This window comes from Robiginitalea aurantiaca, from assembly GCF_030380815.1.
Taxonomy (GTDB): domain Bacteria; phylum Bacteroidota; class Bacteroidia; order Flavobacteriales; family Flavobacteriaceae; genus Robiginitalea; species Robiginitalea aurantiaca.
Window position 1 is genome coordinate 551,962 of the sequence record NZ_JAUDUY010000002.1, and the last position, 16,286, is coordinate 568,247.

Below are 16,286 nucleotides of genomic sequence, written 5' to 3' on the forward strand. Positions count from 1 at the left end.
CGAGTACAGATATTATCGCCTTCTAGAACGGTTTATGTAATAGGAAAATAATTCTGTTGTGAAGTTTAAACTAATTTTAATTATCGTGCTTTTTAGCATTGGTTTAAACCCCACAGTCAATGCTCAAGACACACTCACCAATGGCATTGTTACTGAACAAATTTGGTTGGATTATGATGTATCCTACACCGTGTCAGAAAAGGTGAATCTATATGGTGAGATTGGGGCCAGAACAGTTTTTCCCAATGAGTGGTATAGATTTGTTATAAGGCCTTCTGTTAGCTATAAACTGCCCAAACGACTTCTTCCGAATTTATATCATAATTCAAAATTATATGGCGGTGTAGCGCTCTTCTTTACCAGCAATAATACAGAGTCTAATCGTTTGGAAATTAGACCTTTCCAAGGTTACAAACTAACCTGGCCAGATCGGCCTAAAATCAATATATGGCATTATCTTAGGTTGGAAGAACGTTTTGATATAGAAACTGCAAATTGGAAAAACACATTTGGACTTAGGCTTCGCTATCAGGCGGAAATGGTGTTATTTTTAAAAGGTGAATGGTTTAGTTTTAATGATGGCGTTTACCTCCCTATCGGACTAGAGCTTTTCTGGAATCTCATAGGTGTAAAACAGTTTAATGATGTTGTTAGAATTACTCCGGGTATTGGCAAGGAATTTTCTCCTTCATGGAAAGCTGAATTTCGGATTGGATACTTTTATACAAGGCAGACCGTTGAGGATGTTTTTGGCACAAATGATATTGTTTTTAGAATAAGAGTTTATCATACATTTTAGAAAGAATGATTCTATAGTACAATGTCCTCCTACCTTTCAAAAAGGCTAACTTCTGATTTTCTGGAATGAACACACAGGAGTGTACTCTGCTGGCTTGCGACCGTATCTGCTGAGAATATCCCGAACCTCTCCCCAAAAGAAATTTTCACTTATAGCGGAAGGCATAAAACAATTGTAGCAAATATAATTCACCCCAAACCGCACAGAACATAGGGAATAACGCGAAAGTATGCGTGAGGTTTATCGATATTCGGGTCTAAAAGGGATTTCAGGTGACAGGTAAATCAGAAATTATAATAATGCGGATTATGAATTCTCAGAAATGGAAAAAATTTTGACCGCGATGACAGGTGGCAATTTTCCTTCTCACCTTTACCTTACCGGGTACCATATAAAAATCGGCGTATTCCCGGACCTTCACATTCAGGCAGGATCAATTGAACTTCCATCCGAATCCGGTAGTTAAAATGTAGTCAAAATCGCTTGCCGTTTCCGGGGGCTGGTTATCATAGTTAAATTGAAAACTCGTCTTGATGTAAAAATCAAGAGGAAGGTCGTACTTCAGATTGAGATTGTAATCCACACGAATCCGGCCTCTTTCCGAGATACTGGGATAAAAGTCCACATTGGTATCCAAATCGAAGTCTTTAAAGTCGAACATATTGAAACGGGTAGAAATAAATAATTCTGTAGACTCTTTATTCAGGCTTTCGTCCGTGTAGTTTTCAAAGTTGAAGTTAATACCCGTTGCCAGTCCCCACAGGAGTTTATCGGTAATCGCCAGGAACTTACCTGCACCTACCTTGGCACTATAACGGCCAACGAGGTTCTGCTCGGTATTGGAGAGGTAGGAGGCTGAGATAAGCACATACCATTCATCTCCCAGCAGGCGGTTTATCTGAGCATCGATACTGGTTCGTTCCGTTTGCTCTACCTGATCCTGATTGGCGAAAAGAGAAGATATCTTGGCGTTCATCAACCATTTATAACCCGTGTAGGAGATTCCCCCATCCGCATTCAACTGGCGTTGATTATTGGCTTTGGTGAGGTTGAATCCAAAATCGATATACCCGGAGAAGCGATTCCAAAGCTCGTCTTTTATCACTTGAATTGACGTTACGTCCTTCAGGTCAATACCTTCCCGGGTTCCCTCCGTAGAATATATCGTGACTTTTCCGTCATCCCTGGACTTGATAAATCCAAAGAGGCGCTCCCCTCCTTTTAGTATGATCAGACACCTGCGCTCCAAACTCATTTGGACGACCTCATCGTAGTCGATGGTGAAATCATCGTCGCTGTAAGGGGTTTCCATCTTGAGAACCCCGGAGCTGAAACTCTTGATTTCCCCGTAGAGCACGTTCCCATTTTTTACCCAGAGCGTATCGTGCTGTCCGGAAAGCTGCATCGAAAAAAGCAAGGCCAAAGGGAGGATCAGCAGCACTTTGCGCACTAACTCCGCACAAATTATCCAATTAAGCTGTTCTGGAAACCTGTACATTTAAATAGTGCTGTTTTAAGTAGAATAACCCCCCGTTAAGGAAGAGTTGAAATTTAGGTAATTATGTCGGAATTTAAAATTATAACAGGGCGTTGGGCTAAACAACGGAGCTTTCTGCAGGACCTGTTTGATTTTGGTATCTTTGACTTCATGTCCCAATACTTCTTCCATAGGTTAATCAGCCTTGTCCTGCTGGTTCTTTTGCTGCTGATTTCATCCTGCTCCAAGGACGATCCTCAACCTGAAAACCCCATACCCAAAATCAGCCTGAACACCTTTCTTAGCTCAGATTCGGAGGAAATTCAAATGGATGTAACCAATGAAGGATCGCCGCCAATCATAACCAACATAAATGAAGAACTCGGGCTGGATTTCCTGCTTTTCGGGCGCAGGGACGTCCACCAGAATGCTGTGGGCTTTTATTTCTGGCAGCAGCAAGAATCCCGTGCCTACTACAAAAACCTGGAATCCGGCGTATCGTATGAAGTTAATGACATATGCGGTTTCAGGGGGGAAACGGAGACTCCTAAAGTGATCCGGAGTGTGGACGGCAATGAAAACTTTGTTGTAATGCCTTATACGTATCAGAGTGAGGGGATGTCCCTGGAATTTGGGCTGCGGATATTCGACAGGGAATTTTCACAATGCCGTGACGTCTTCTTTCCCGAAATTGTACCCGCCGGGGTTGTAAACTTCAGTTTAGCCGGAAAGTGGTTCGGACTATATTACAGGGATCCGGGTTCAGGCAATCCATTCCTTTGGATCGTGGACTTGTCCATTGGAGAAGTAACGGATACCATTAATTTAAATTCGGACTTTCAGGGAGCAACCTTCAGGGGAAATGAACTCTGGATTTTCAATGAGGATGCGTCGTATCTGATTTTCAATGTCGAAACTGGAACATTTATCCAATCTGGTACTGCCCCGGGTTTACCCGCCCAGGGGCCGGGTATGTTCGACTCTAGATTCTCTGGGAACCAGCTGCTGGTTCGTTTTATTTATCAGCAACCCAGCCTGTTTTTTGCACAGCCGGCGGTTTATGATTTTGATTCCGGAATCCTGGTGGAAGGAGCTGAACCTTTCCTGCCGGAACTTCAGGCACGCATAGAACTGGAAACAGGGGACCGCATACTGTTTGGAAATTATGGGGTAGACCTGCCGACAGGGATCATCGCCATCTCCTACATCAGGGGAAATGGATCTGCAGAAGGAGGCGTCGTTCTTACAAATTTTGAATTGGATTGGTTCGAAATCCTTGAATTGCCCCTGCTCCCCGAGGAGATCGAAATTCGGGCTGTGGAGTAACTGAATACCTTTTAGTTTAATTAAATGGTAGGGCTTTAAAACGGGCTGCTGTCCACACTTCCAAAAGGAGCACTTATCGAAAAAAAGGAGATTTTCCATTTCGTTCCGTATAATTTAGTATTTTTCTAAAGTGTCAGGCTTAACCTATTCCAGGCAGGCCTTCTTTTAGTTCCTCCCCTCAACATTAAACTTATGGAGTATCCTGAGATCAAATCGATAAAAACCTCAGTCAGTTATTGGTATATCATTCTGCTTATCGGTCTGATATACTTCGCTGTCGGCTTCATGGTTATCGCCCGACCGGCAGAAGCCCTGATCACTTTGGCTACCTTTCTTGGATTCGGGTTTATCCTTGCAGGCATTATCGAAATTGTGTTTTCCCTGGCCAACCGAAAAGAGCTGCATAACTGGGGCTGGCCTTTGGTCCTTGGTATTTTAACGATCCTGATCGGCATTCTCTTTGTTTCCAACCCAGATTTCACAATCATTCTGATGACCCTGACCATGGGTTTTCTCGTCTTGTTCCGATCCATAGCGGCCATTATTTTCTCCCTGGACCTCAAGCACTATGGCGCAAAATACTGGTGGGTTCTGGTGAGCCTGGCTGTCCTGGGTGTTTTTTTCTCCTTTGCCTTACTCATGAGCCATATGCTCTCAGGTGGTATGCTGATTATCTGGACTGGACTATCTTTCATCTCAGCGGGGGCATATAACCTCTTTCTTTCGCTTCGCCTTCGCAAACTCAAAGGCATTTCATCCAGACTTTCTGAAGAATTAGTGGCAAGGTACCGCGCAATTCAGCATGAGATAGAACGGGAGCTCAGCAATAATTAAGTTCGGTACCACTTACCGGGGCCACAATCATCTTTAACGGTCCAAATAGAGGTTTTAAAAAAACCTGTTTACATTTCCTAATCCAATTGCCCTTCATGCCTAATGGAAAAAAGTTGCCTTTCGTAAAATCCCCCCAAATTGCCCCTTAATTTTAGGTCTGCCAATGTCCGTTTTAGGCTAGGCCCCTTTTTTCCAATACCTTTTTTCTGTATTTTACAGACCATAAACCAATCAGCCTGGCGAAGTCTTGTTTCAGACTAATTTGAAGCAGATCCCAGACTCTTAAAAACCAACCCATGCAAACCATTAAAACCGTCCGTAATTCCGTTAAAAACTGGTATATTCTCCTGATTGTAGGCCTGATATTTCTCGCAGGGGGTATTTATAGTTTTGTCTCACCTGAAAGCTCGTTTTTAGCTCTGGCATTTTTCTTCGGCTGGTCCTTTGTCGTATCCGGAGCCATTGAAATTGTTTTTTCAATCTCGAACCGGGACGAACTCGAAAACTGGGGATGGACCCTTATTTTTGGAATCATGACCTTGCTGGTTGGGATGCTACTGATCTCCAGACCTGGGATTACAGAAATAATCCTGGCCTTTAGCCTTGGCTTTCTCGTATTGTTTCGTTCGATCGGAGCGATCAGTTTTGCCCTGGATTTAAAGAACTACGCTGATAATTCCGGATGGGGTACGCTCCTGCTTTTCGGAATTCTCGGTGTTCTGTTTTCCTTTATGCTCCTATGGAATCCGGCCTTCGCTGGTATGACCATTGTCTTCTGGATAGGACTTGCATTGGTCTCCGCGGGGATTTTCAGTATTTACCTTTCACTTAAGCTTCGCAAGCTCAAAGGAATGGGTACAAAAATTTCATCAGAGCTTAAAGAGCGCTTTAATAGTGTACAGGAGGAAATTAAAAAGGAGCTTGGAAAATAGAAGTTCAAAAACGACAATTTTAGAGAGGATTCGGGCACACTCGGATATCACTTTCGGATGGCTCCACTGAATCCTGATTAATTTGTTATAACAGTTTTAAAATTATATTTTTAAAGGGGCGAATTATTGCATCCATTATTTGATTCCACACCCAGGCTAAAGACTTCCTCAAAAAGGTTTGTCGACGGCTTTAGTTCAATGGGAAAATACACTGAGTACATCTCCGGTTTTTGAAACCCCAAACTATGAAGCATCCCTTTTTTCGTATACTCTTTGGAGCGCTTTTGCTCTTTTTCTCCTTAGGAGGAGTGGCATGGGCACAGGAAGAAAGCTCCTCTGAAGATACCATAGAGACAGGAGTTGAAGCGGAATCTGAGGAAAACGAGTCCCGTCATGTTCTAAGCATTTTGCTGGCTCATGACCATGTACAACGCGGTGTGAAGGACGGCATCCGATCATGGATAACGCTTCCATCATTTATGATGGCTTACAATTATGAAATCACTGAGCGTTTTGCTGTAGGACTGGCAGGGGATATCATTATTGAACAATTTGAACTGGAAATTGGTGAAGGGGAATCGGCAAGAATAACCGAGCGTTCGTATCCCATTGCTTTGGTTGCCACGGCAACCTACAGGCTTTTTAACCATTTGGGCGTACTCGCTGGCGGTGGTTTCGAATATGCCAAAGAAGACACCTTCGGTTTAATCCGTATGGGATTTGAGCCTTTTTTGAAAATATCCCCCCATGTGGATCTGTTGTTGAATCTTTCATATGATATCAAAATTAACGCTTATGACAACTGGAACCTCGGGTTTGGGGTAGCCGTAAAGTTATGACCCCATCTATAAGTCCTGTTATCATGTTATTCAATGAGCACACGTAAACTATACTTAATATGAAATCTAAAAAACTACTTACCATTTTACTCCTGCTCCTTATGAGCAATGGGTTTGCCCAAACCTTTACGATGGGCAAAAAATGCCAGGAATCCTATGCCAGTGCCAAGGCGGCCCTGGAAAGCAAATCCTACCAGGATGCCCTTTCGCTTTTTGAAGCTTTTTCATCAGACTGTAAAACTAAGGATGCCAAAATTTTGGCTTCTGAAGGTAAAGCAGAAGCCTACAACGCCCTGGGAATGCATACTGAAGCCATGGCCGAAGCCGACGACGTATTAAAAAGAACCAAAGATCGCAGCCTGGCCGGGCATTTTCAAAAGGCGGTGGCACTGAATGCAACCGGAGATATCGAAGGTTCCAAGAAGCAATTGGAATCTGTAATGAAACTCACGGAGATGAATGAGAATACCGCCCAGCGCGCTTCCAACTATGCGCTTATGGCTGCCCTTTATGACCGGCAGATGGGGCAGATGGATTCCGCCATGGTCTACCTCAATAAAGCAAAGGAACTGGACCCGGAAAATGTGAATTACATTTTGCAGGAAGGTGACATGTACCTGGTACATGACGATTTTAAGAGTGCCTATGCCGTTTACGATGAGGCAGCCCGCTTGTATCCGGATTCCCAGGAGGTCTATGTCTCCAAAAGCAATGCCGGCCTACAGGAAATGGCCAAAAAGTACGGCACAACCAAAGCTCAGGACCTCAGAGGCATGATGTCCGCCGCGGAAAAAGCCGCCATATGCGGCGATTTAACCAGGGCTATGGAGCTGGGTTATAAGGACATGAATAAAGAAATGTTTAAAGCACTAGTTTGTCAATAATTTTATAAATCTCTACACATGAAAAGAACACTAACAATTACTCTATCCGCCTTCCTAGCCTTAAGTATGCTGATAAGCTGTTCGGCCATTCAGGGCATGAATAAGCAACAACAGGGTACTGCAGCAGGTGCAGCAGGTGGCGCCCTGTTAGGGGCTGCCGTTTCTGGTGGAAGCATATGGGGCATCCTTGCCGGTGCCGCTATTGGAGGTACTGCCGGAAACCTGATCGGTAAAAAAATGGATCGACAGGCCAAAGAACTTAGCCAGGCCGTTCCGACCGCGGAAGTACAGCGCGTAGGAGAAGGTATCAACATGACCTTCGATGCAACCCTGGCCTTTAAGATCAATTCGGCGGCAATCAGCGATAGTTATAAAAGTGACCTCAATGCAGCGGCTTCTGTTTTTAAAGGCTACGAGGACACGAACATCCTGATAGAAGGCCATACAGATGATACCGGGTCCGCCGAATACAATATGTCCCTTTCGGAAAAGCGGGCAAAAGCGGTACGGGATTATTTAATTTCCCAGGGGGTTGATGGGGCTCGCCTCACCGCAAAATGGTATGGTGAGACACAACCGAAATATCCAAATGACGAAGCCAACCGCGCGAAAAACCGCAGGGTAGAACTGGCCATTTACGCCAATGATGATATGATAGACGCTGCTAAAAGTGGTGAGTTGGATTAAGCTGATTCTGAAATTCTTAAATTAGTTACACTTAAAGCACAGTCCTGTTATACCTGCAGGGCTGTGCCTTTTTAATCGGATTATTCTTTCGATAAAAAGATCCATACATCAGTCAAAAAATTAAACAGATTTCTGCGCAAGCAAGGGACGAAATCAAATAGTGATATGAGAAAGACAAAGATCAGTGTGTATATAATTATGCTTGCCTTCTTGATGTTCGCAGGTTGTACGGATGAAAAGACGACACCATCCGGTACTGACAGCCAGGCGACGGTTTACTACGGAGGAGATATCCTAACCATGGAAGGAGATACGCCTCAGTATGTTGAAGCCCTGGTCGAGCGCAATGGCAAAATTGAGTATGCCGGAGCTTCTGCAGAAGCCATGAGCGTAGCCGGGCCAGGTCATGCCATGGTAAACCTGAATGGAAAAACCCTTCTTCCCGGACTCATCGACGGCCATGCCCATTTTGGAAATTTCGGGGTACAGGCCATTGGGGCACAGATACTTCCACCACCGGATGCTGAAGCAAAAGATATTCCTGCTCTGATCCAAATCCTTAAAGATTGGAATACCCCGGAAAATCGGGCTCTGACAGGTTGGATTTACGGGATGGGTTTCGACGATTCCGTCCTGGAGGAGAAACGCTTCCCAACCCGGCACGACCTGGATGAGGTAAGTACGGAGTACCCGGTCATGATCGTACATATTTCGGGTCATTTTGCCGCTGTAAATAGCAAAGGTTTGGAAGTTTTGGGAATTTCATCCAATACCCCGGACCCTGAGGGTGGCATTATTCGCAGGGAAGCGGGAAGTTTGGAGCCCAATGGGGTTTTGGAAGAATTGGCGGCAATACCTTTTATGTTAAAGGCCATGATGCCAAAAAATCCCGAGTCAGCTGATCTGTATTTTGAAGCTGGCCAGCAAATGGCTCTTTCTTACGGCTACACCACTGCCCAGGAGGGCCGTGCCATGCAAAACCATGAAGGTTTAGCCCAAAGTGCTGAGGCAGGTAAATTTAAGCTCGATGTGGTTAGTTATATAGACTACCTCTATGTGGACGATTATATGAGCTCCAAATGGCATGATTCGGCCTATACAAACCATTACAGGATTGGGGGAATGAAAGTAACCCTGGATGGGTCCCCTCAGGGGAGGACCGCCTGGAGAACGACACCCTACCTCCTCCCCCCGGATGGACAGGATAAAGACTATCTGGGATATCCTGCCATCCCAAGTGACTCTGTGGTTCAAGCTATTTTTGAAAAAGGTTTCAAAAATAACTGGCAAACCCTGGTTCACGCGAATGGAGATGCTGCTATGGATCAGATGATTCGAACCTTTAAGCCCCTTGTTGAAAAATACGGTAAGGGCGACCGTCGAAATACCCTGATTCATGGCCAGTATATTCGGGATGACCAGATCGATTCCTTCAGGGAACTGGACGTAATACTGTCACTTTTCCCCTTACATACCTTTTATTGGGGCGACTGGCACAAGCAAATTATCGGAGATTCCCTTGGCAACAGGATCAGTCCCACGCGTACGGCCCTCGACAAAGGCCTCAAATTGACAATCCATACGGATGCCCCGGTAGCCCTGCCTAACCTGATGCGCGTGGTATGGACTGCGGTAGAACGCACCTCGCGTTCAGGAGCCGTCATTGGCGAATCAGAGCGTTTGACACCCTACGAAGCCTTGAGGGCAATAACGTATTGGGGGGCTTATCAGCATTTTGAAGAAAATCAAAAAGGTAGTCTCGTGCCCGGCAAACTGGCGGATCTGGTCATTCTGGATCGCAATCCGCTCAAGGTAGACCCAGGTGCTATTAAAGATATCCTGGTTATGGAGACCATAAAGGAGGGGGAATCGGTATATAAACGCAATTAGCACTGTGGCATCCCTAATGTGTCAGTTCAGATTGAAACCCCAACCCGGCGACTTGATGACTCCATTTTAACCATATACAGGATGACTCCTTGTCCCGGCCAAATCCTACCAAACAAACATAAAAAGGTATACCTGTTTTTTAAACGTATCTTTATTCAAAAGCAAAATAAATGAAGAAAGCGCTGGTTTTTACAATTGCATCCCTTTTATCCTTTTTTGCCTTCTCCCAGGAGGATGAGGCACTGCGGAGCGAGGAGGATGAACTTGCAAAAGAATTACTGAATCCTATCGCCAACCTGGTCAGTTTGCCTTTTCAAAGCAATTTTGACTTTGGAATGGGTCCGGCAGATGGCAGCAGATGGTTGATGAATGTGCAACCTGTAATTCCGATGAGTATAGGGGAGGACTGGAATCTTATTGGGAGGGTAATTTTACCAGTCATTTCTCAGAATGATATTTTTGGCGAGAGCGGCAGTCAGACCGGTCTTGGGGATGTCGTTCTCAGTAGTTTTTTTTCACCAAAAGAACCGACCTCGGGAGGACTAATCTGGGGTGCCGGCCCGGTATTTCTTATCCCTACGGCCACGGATAACCTGCTTGGAGCAGGTCAATTCGGAGTTGGGCCAACAGCCGTTGCATTAAAACAAGCTGGCTCTTTTACCATCGGAGCACTGGTGAACCATATTTGGTCCGTTGCTGGAAATTCCGATCGGTCGGACGTGAATGCTACTTTTTTCCAGCCCTTTCTGGCCCGAAATTTCCCTGGTGGATATGCATTGTCACTCAATACCGAACTCTCTCACGACTGGGGTCTAAATGCTACCCTGGGTTCCCTTCACCTTATTGGCTCCAAAGTTTTTGCCATTGGAGACCAGCTGACACAGGTATTTATAGGTCCCCGTATTCCCTATGGAAATGCGAACTCCGCAAGTTGGGGTTTCAGGGCAGGCCTCACCCTGATGTTCCCAAAATAAACCAATCAGACCTTGTAAAAACGATTATTACAATGAATAAAAAAGGCTGCAGGTCCTCCATCAATCCCGGGGTGCGTGGGATGCGCTTTAATTGGATTCAAATTCCCGGTTAACCTTCTTTTTTTATACCTTCGGCGACTTAAACCATTCCTGGAAATAAAAACACAAAGAGATGAGTAGCATGACTGAAAGTTCTTTCTTTAAAACCGTATACCGAAATGGTATTGCCCTGGGTCTTCTCCTGATAATTTCCGGGTGTGGGAGCATGTACATGACCAAATCACAAGCCGTGGTAAAAGGAAAAAAATCCTATGACAAAATCCTTGTGATTGCCAGGGGTAAAAATGAAATTTCCAGATCAATTTTTGAGCAGGATGTCGCCCGGAACCTTGACGGACTTGGAATTGATGGCGTAGCTTACCACAAAGAGTCGGGCATTAAAGTGCCCGTGGACATCGAACTTACCGAAGCTCAGATCGAGGATTTGCGTCAGCAAGTCATCGAAATGAATTTTGACGGTGTAATAATTACCCACCTTGTAAACACCGAAAAGTACAAGGAACTCATTCCAACCGGAGTTTACCCGTCGACGGATCCGAATTATTACGGGCAATGGGGATACTACTGGATTTATTATCCCGCTCTGGACTGGGCCTCGGGATACTCCGTAGAAGGAACCACCCTTGAGCTCGAAAGTGCTCTATACGATATCAGGGCAACAGACGGAAACAACCTGCAATGGCTGGGGAGGTTTAAACTGGAAGATCCCAAGGATCTTCAGAAAACGACCTCGAACTATGCTAAAGAACTGGTCACAGCATTGAAGGAAGAGAGTATCAAGAAAAATTAATCGGCGTCCTCTTATCTCGATAGTTTCGTTTTGAACAGGTCAATTGTGCCATCTTCTACCTCGTTGTAAATAACAACCCCTTTGGACCATTTAACACCGATATAAAGAAGGTAAATCCCATCTTCTACCCATCGAACATGCATTGGATCCAGGAATTCTACTGCAAAATAGAATTACAACCGGATTGGCATCAGGCTGACGACAATAGAAAGGATATTGCCCGTAGGCGTAAACATGGGCGTTTCGCTGCCGCGGGCTTTGAGGAAATCCCGGATCACCTTTTCATCCTGAGGGTTTTGCATTATTTTTAAAATCTCTAGTAATTCGCAGATTTTTCCGACGCTATTGCTAATTCAGTTACCCGTATGGAGCTTAAAAATAACCTCACAACAGAAACCGGATGGGAAATCATCCAGGATGCTTTTGACCCCGAAGATTTGGTTACTACAGGGAGTAATTTTATGATCGGTAACGGCTATCTGGGCTACCGGGGCACTTTTGATAATTGGGGACCGGAAGAATTTGTGGCCTGCGTGGTGACAGATACCTGGGATCAGGCTAAAGACAGTCGCTGGAGTGAATTATGTAACGTTCCCAATGGCCTGTTTTCTGAAATAAAAGCAGATGGGGAAACCTGCTCCCTTTTCTCCGGATCCTTAAAGAATTATTCACATCGGCTCGATCTTCGATATGGACTAAACTCAAGGAAGATCCAATGGGTCGGTTCAAACGGGCAGGGCGTAGAATTGGAAAGCCGAAAGTTTGCGAGCTATGACACTCATAATCTCCTTGTTCAGGAGTTCAAATTCAGTGCCGTAAAATCTGGCATTTACACCTTAAAAACAGGGATAAACGGGGAGGTATGGAGCCTTAACGGATCTCATTTCAAAAGCGGTAAAACGCTGAGATTAACAGAAGATTTAATCGGAAGCCACCTGCAGACCTATGAGTTAGGCACCGAAGTGGCCATCGTAGAGGGGGTAAACCTAAAAGGTAATCCTCCTGAAGAAATGCATATTTCCAAATCCGGGGACAGTATTTTCCGGGAATACACCTTTCATCTTAAGCCAGGAGAAACTGTGGCTCTGGAGAAAGTCATTGCCATTGCACATAGCAATGAACTCGAGGATCCGCTTGGAGCAGCACAGAAAATGGTACACGATGCACTTGGAAAGGGATATGCTGAACTTTTCACATCACATAAAAAACCCTGGGATGCCTTCTGGAAGATCTCAGACATTCAGATCTCGGGGAATCCGGAAGCCCAGCTTCTTACCCGCTTTAACCTCTATCAGGCTTTTATCGCTACCCCGACCCACGCAAATCTGCCTGTTGGTGCCCGGGGTCTCTCCTGTCAGGTCTATCAGGGAGCCGCCTTCTGGGACCAGGAAACCTACAACCTCCCCATGTTCGCCTTTACACATCCTGAGATTGCAGAAAGACTTGTCGCCTACAGGTACGACACCCTGCAGGGCGCCCGCCGCAAAGCACAGGGACTTGGATACTATGGTGCCTTTTACGCCTGGACCAGCGGCAAAACCGGTGACGAATTGTTTCCCGACTTTTTCTTTACAGACGTACTTACCGGTCGACCAATACGAAACCACTTTAATTGCTGGCAAATCCATATCTCTCCTGATGTGGTCTACGGGATCTGGTTGTATTACCAGGCCACGGGAGACTGGGATTTTATCGTAAAGCAAGGAGCAGAAGTCCTCTTTGAAGTAGCCCACTTTCTGGTTTCACGAGTGCACCTTAAAAAAGACAAGGGACGGTATGAAATCATCCGGGTACTCGGGCCCGATGAGTACCATGAAAATGTAGACAACAATGCCTTTACCAATTATCTCGCGCGGTATGCGCTTCAAAAGGCCTGTATTGTATACGACCGACTTGCAATAGAACAGAATGAGACCCTCAAAGCCCTGGTTGGAAAAATTGAACTGCCTCAAATGGCCCGGGGAGATTGGCAGGAGATTTCAGAAAACTTGTTCCTCCCCCAGCCCGATCCGGAAACAGGGATAATCGAGCAATTCGACGGGTACTTTAAACTCGAAGATATTCGGCCCGATGCGCTCCGGAAACGTCTCATTGATCCCGGGGAATACTGGGGATGGCCTAATGGGATTGCCATTCATACTCAGGTACTGAAACAAGCGGATGTCATTCAGCTCCTCGCCATGCTGGATGGGTTTTCACAGGAAATCCTGACCGCGAATTACGAGTATTACGAACCCCGAACGGAACACGGTTCCTCCCTGAGTCCGAGTGTTCACGCTCTGGTGGCCAGCAAGGCCGGACATCCGGAGGAAGCCTACCGGTATTTTCTGGAATCTGCGGGAATCGATCTTTATAACGAGAGTAAGAAAGTTATGAGCGGAGGCTCTTTTTTAGGAGGAATTCATACGGCCGCCGCCGGAGGGGTTTGGTTAATCCTGGTCAAAGGATTTGCCGGAATGGTTCTGACAGATGATGGAGTTTCCTTCAGGCCTGCACTTCCAGAGACCTGGGATGCCTACACGTTTAAAATCCGGATTAAGGGTTGTTTACTGGAGGTTGGTTTGAATCAAAAGGAAATCTCGATTCTCAATGTGGCCTCGAATTCGGGCTCCCTTCGGGTTGCAGCTAAGGGTAAAGAAGCACAGCTCCATCCTGGGGAAACTTTCCTGGCATGAACCAGACAGTCGTAAGGGAAACATTTAGTAAATAGTAAAGAATAAATTAATCGGCATTTGTATACCATTGTTGACATAGAAACCACGGGAAACGGGATTCATGGAAACCGAATCACTGAAATTGCTTTGTTCAATTTGGACGAGAACGGGATCTCAGAATCCTTTAGCAGCCTGGTCAACCCCGAATGTGAAATTCCGCCATTTATTACGGGCCTCACGGGGATTAATACGGCAATGGTCCGGCAGGCTCCTCTTTTCCCAGAATTGATCCCGCAGATTGAGGCCCTTACCCGGGATCGGGTGTTTGTTGCACATTCCGTCAATTTCGACTATCCGATAATCCAGCAGGAATTCAAACGGGCCGGGTTCGAATTCCTACGTAAAAAACTCTGTACCGTTCGCCTTTCCCGAAAGGTATACCCTGGGCTCCAATCCTATAGTCTGGGAAAGCTTTGTAGCAGCCTTCAAATCCCCCTTGAAGACAGGCACCGTGCCGCAGGAGATGCCAGGGCCACTGCATTGCTGTTTCAGCGCATTTTGGCAAATCCTGAAGGGACGAAATCCATCCTACATTTCCTAAACGCGCGTTCGCAGGAATCCACCCTGCCACCTCATCTTCCCAGGGCATCCTATCAGAGGCTACCCGAGTCGCCCGGGATCTACTATTTTTTGAATGCTAAAAAGGAAATTATCTATGTGGGTAAGGCCATAAACCTGAAAAAGCGGGTGCTTAGCCACTTCTATGACAAGTCTGAGAAGGAGTTGATGATGTGCCGGGAGACTGCAGAGCTCGATTATGAAAATTCCGGTTCGGAATTGGTCGCCCTGCTCATGGAAGCGGCAGCCATAAAAAAATATTTTCCGCGTTATAACCGGGCACAAAAAACCAGAAATCCCTCTTACGGCTTATTCACCTATTCTGACCAGTCGGGCATACGGCATCTCGCCGTAAACAAACTGCGAAGAGGCCAGCAGTCTCTGAAAGTTTTCTTTAAACCTGCCGAGGCCCGGCTCTTTCTCGAAACCCTTTGTACACAGTATGGGCTGTGCGCCAAATACTGTCATCTGCAATCAGGGGTTTCCGAGTGCAATCATTTCAGAGTGCCTCAATGCTCAGGGGTTTGCAGGGGAACAGAAACGGCCGCGAATTACAACCGACGGGTTGAGGAGGCCCTGGAGGCACTATTGGAAAAACCCGAAAATTTCCTGATTCGTACCAAAGGCAGGGAACGGGATGAAGAAGCTTTTGTCTGGATTTCCGGCGGAACATACAGAGGTTACGGATTTGTGCCCAAGGAATCCCAGGTGCGCAGCCTTGAAGACCTTGAGTACTTTTTGGTGCCGCAGCAGGCATATCCGGAAACCGAGCGGATCATACAGACCTATTTGCTGAAAAATCCCGGCAAAGGGGAGCATTTTAAAACCTTTAGTATGGAAGGGTAATCTAAAGTGGGGACCCGGCTATTTGTTCCGAAGTTTATAAAACATCCGTATGATGAAAAACAGCCACATCAAAAAGATGAAGCCTACAAAAATGGAATAAATGAGTACGAACTCCACGCTACTTCTTATATTTCAGGTAGTTCATAAAGCCGAGGATAGTGGGAGCCCAGAGACCTATGAAGATGGCTTCCAGTTTTTCCCCCTGTAGGAAGCGTATTTCAGAAACTACTATTATAGATAAAACCACCAAAAGCAGGATAATATTCATCCAGCCCAACCGTTCCACAAATTCCTTGAACATTCCAGTTCTTATTAGGTTAAAGATACAAAAAAGTCAAAAATAATTTAAGAAAACTTTAACATTTTTAAGGTCTTTGGGCGCTTGTGTCTGCTACGCGCCGATTGGAAACAATCATTTCTGGAGCAAACAATAAAATTCCAAGACCTTAATACGTCTACTTCTTAAGTAAAAGTAATACTTTCCTATCTTTTAGTGGAACAAGCCTGATACTTAAAGGACGAAACAATCCTGCCATTGTTACATTCTGCAGCGGACCCCCGGGTGGTGTGTCCGATTAATGTAGCGTAGCGTCTTCTGATTGCGGTCAGATGTATGCACGGAGGCGGCGTTTTCCGAAGGGTTGAACAGGCATTGAGATGAACGCAGCCTTCCTGA

General features: G+C 45.6%; 15 protein-coding genes. 12 read left to right on the forward strand and 3 right to left on the reverse strand.

The window, feature by feature from the left end:
• The first annotated feature begins 58 nt into the window (after nucleotides 1-58).
• Entirely contained in the window at nucleotides 59-799 is a 741-nt protein-coding gene (locus QU605_RS05945) for a DUF2490 domain-containing protein (protein WP_289724358.1), read from the forward strand.
• 433 nt (nucleotides 800-1,232) lie between these two features.
• On the opposite strand, the gene QU605_RS05950 is transcribed toward QU605_RS05945, so the two are convergent.
• Nucleotides 1,233-2,297 (reverse strand): DUF481 domain-containing protein, encoded by a 1,065-nt coding sequence (locus QU605_RS05950; RefSeq protein ID WP_289724359.1) that lies wholly within the window; start codon nucleotides 2,295-2,297, stop codon nucleotides 1,233-1,235.
• Between the two features lie 63 nt (nucleotides 2,298-2,360).
• Between QU605_RS05950 and QU605_RS05955 the strand changes: the two genes are divergently transcribed.
• The 9 genes from QU605_RS05955 to QU605_RS05995 all read left to right on the forward strand — a co-directional run bounded on the left by QU605_RS05955 (nucleotide 2,361) and on the right by QU605_RS05995 (nucleotide 11,492).
• On the forward strand, nucleotides 2,361-3,602 hold the full coding sequence (locus QU605_RS05955) for a hypothetical protein (RefSeq protein WP_289724360.1): 1,242 nt from the start codon (nucleotides 2,361-2,363) through the stop codon (nucleotides 3,600-3,602).
• A gap of 192 nt (nucleotides 3,603-3,794) precedes the next feature.
• On the forward strand, nucleotides 3,795-4,436 hold the full coding sequence (locus QU605_RS05960; RefSeq protein WP_289724361.1) for an HdeD family acid-resistance protein: 642 nt from the start codon (nucleotides 3,795-3,797) through the stop codon (nucleotides 4,434-4,436).
• Nucleotides 4,437-4,732: 296 nt separating this feature from the next.
• The gene (locus QU605_RS05965; RefSeq protein WP_289724362.1) at nucleotides 4,733-5,368 is read left to right on the forward strand and encodes an HdeD family acid-resistance protein; all 636 of its coding nucleotides are present in this window, start codon (nucleotides 4,733-4,735) and stop codon (nucleotides 5,366-5,368) included.
• Nucleotides 5,369-5,613: 245 nt separating this feature from the next.
• The gene (locus tag QU605_RS05970; RefSeq protein WP_289724363.1) at nucleotides 5,614-6,207 is read left to right on the forward strand and encodes a hypothetical protein; all 594 of its coding nucleotides are present in this window, start codon (nucleotides 5,614-5,616) and stop codon (nucleotides 6,205-6,207) included.
• Nucleotides 6,208-6,266: 59 nt separating this feature from the next.
• The gene (locus QU605_RS05975; RefSeq protein ID WP_289724364.1) at nucleotides 6,267-7,091 is read left to right on the forward strand and encodes a tetratricopeptide repeat protein; all 825 of its coding nucleotides are present in this window, start codon (nucleotides 6,267-6,269) and stop codon (nucleotides 7,089-7,091) included.
• An 18-nt stretch (nucleotides 7,092-7,109) separates the two neighbouring features.
• Nucleotides 7,110-7,778: a YiaD family glycine zipper/OmpA-like lipoprotein gene (locus QU605_RS05980; RefSeq protein ID WP_289724365.1), complete on the forward strand. Its 669-nt coding sequence runs from the start codon at nucleotides 7,110-7,112 to the stop codon at nucleotides 7,776-7,778.
• A gap of 165 nt (nucleotides 7,779-7,943) precedes the next feature.
• Complete coding sequence (locus QU605_RS05985) at nucleotides 7,944-9,668, forward strand: amidohydrolase (protein WP_289724366.1); 1,725 nt, start codon at nucleotides 7,944-7,946, stop codon at nucleotides 9,666-9,668.
• Nucleotides 9,669-9,838: 170 nt separating this feature from the next.
• A complete protein-coding gene (locus QU605_RS05990; protein ID WP_289724367.1) occupies nucleotides 9,839-10,642 on the forward strand; it encodes a hypothetical protein in 804 nt (267 codons plus the stop codon).
• A gap of 181 nt (nucleotides 10,643-10,823) precedes the next feature.
• Complete coding sequence (locus QU605_RS05995; RefSeq protein ID WP_289724368.1) at nucleotides 10,824-11,492, forward strand: hypothetical protein; 669 nt, start codon at nucleotides 10,824-10,826, stop codon at nucleotides 11,490-11,492.
• 173 nt (nucleotides 11,493-11,665) lie between these two features.
• Here QU605_RS05995 and QU605_RS06000 read toward each other — a convergent pair whose 3' ends face one another.
• Nucleotides 11,666-11,794, reverse strand: coding sequence for a hypothetical protein (locus tag QU605_RS06000; protein WP_289724369.1), 129 nt, complete (start codon nucleotides 11,792-11,794; stop codon nucleotides 11,666-11,668).
• A 63-nt stretch (nucleotides 11,795-11,857) separates the two neighbouring features.
• Between QU605_RS06000 and QU605_RS06005 the strand changes: the two genes are divergently transcribed.
• Both QU605_RS06005 and QU605_RS06010 read left to right on the forward strand, forming a co-directional pair.
• Entirely contained in the window at nucleotides 11,858-14,167 is a 2,310-nt protein-coding gene (locus QU605_RS06005; protein WP_289724370.1) for a glycosyl hydrolase family 65 domain-containing protein, read from the forward strand.
• A 57-nt stretch (nucleotides 14,168-14,224) separates the two neighbouring features.
• The gene (locus tag QU605_RS06010; protein WP_289724371.1) at nucleotides 14,225-15,610 is read left to right on the forward strand and encodes an exonuclease domain-containing protein; all 1,386 of its coding nucleotides are present in this window, start codon (nucleotides 14,225-14,227) and stop codon (nucleotides 15,608-15,610) included.
• Nucleotides 15,611-15,728: 118 nt separating this feature from the next.
• Here the strand turns inward: QU605_RS06010 and QU605_RS06015 are convergent, their stop codons facing one another.
• Entirely contained in the window at nucleotides 15,729-15,911 is a 183-nt protein-coding gene (locus QU605_RS06015; protein ID WP_289724372.1) for a hypothetical protein, read from the reverse strand.
• Nucleotides 15,912-16,286: the final 375 nt, after the last annotated feature.

What these genes read in the sequence shown, in the direction of transcription:
- QU605_RS05950 (WP_289724359.1), bottom strand. Translation starts at nt 2,297, where the DNA reads ATGTACAGGTTTCCAGAACAGCTTAATTGGATAATTTGTGCGGAGTTA.
- QU605_RS05955 (WP_289724360.1), top strand. Translation starts at nt 2,361, where the DNA reads ATGTCGGAATTTAAAATTATAACAGGGCGTTGGGCTAAACAACGGAGC.
- QU605_RS05960 (WP_289724361.1), top strand. Translation starts at nt 3,795, where the DNA reads ATGGAGTATCCTGAGATCAAATCGATAAAAACCTCAGTCAGTTATTGG.
- QU605_RS05965 (WP_289724362.1), top strand. Translation starts at nt 4,733, where the DNA reads ATGCAAACCATTAAAACCGTCCGTAATTCCGTTAAAAACTGGTATATT.
- QU605_RS05970 (WP_289724363.1), top strand. Translation starts at nt 5,614, where the DNA reads ATGAAGCATCCCTTTTTTCGTATACTCTTTGGAGCGCTTTTGCTCTTT.
- QU605_RS05975 (WP_289724364.1), top strand. Translation starts at nt 6,267, where the DNA reads ATGAAATCTAAAAAACTACTTACCATTTTACTCCTGCTCCTTATGAGC.
- QU605_RS05980 (WP_289724365.1), top strand. Translation starts at nt 7,110, where the DNA reads ATGAAAAGAACACTAACAATTACTCTATCCGCCTTCCTAGCCTTAAGT.
- QU605_RS05985 (WP_289724366.1), top strand. Translation starts at nt 7,944, where the DNA reads ATGAGAAAGACAAAGATCAGTGTGTATATAATTATGCTTGCCTTCTTG.
- QU605_RS05990 (WP_289724367.1), top strand. Translation starts at nt 9,839, where the DNA reads ATGAAGAAAGCGCTGGTTTTTACAATTGCATCCCTTTTATCCTTTTTT.
- QU605_RS05995 (WP_289724368.1), top strand. Translation starts at nt 10,824, where the DNA reads ATGACTGAAAGTTCTTTCTTTAAAACCGTATACCGAAATGGTATTGCC.
- QU605_RS06000 (WP_289724369.1), bottom strand. Translation starts at nt 11,794, where the DNA reads ATGCAAAACCCTCAGGATGAAAAGGTGATCCGGGATTTCCTCAAAGCC.
- QU605_RS06005 (WP_289724370.1), top strand. Translation starts at nt 11,858, where the DNA reads ATGGAGCTTAAAAATAACCTCACAACAGAAACCGGATGGGAAATCATC.
- QU605_RS06015 (WP_289724372.1), bottom strand. Translation starts at nt 15,911, where the DNA reads ATGTTCAAGGAATTTGTGGAACGGTTGGGCTGGATGAATATTATCCTG.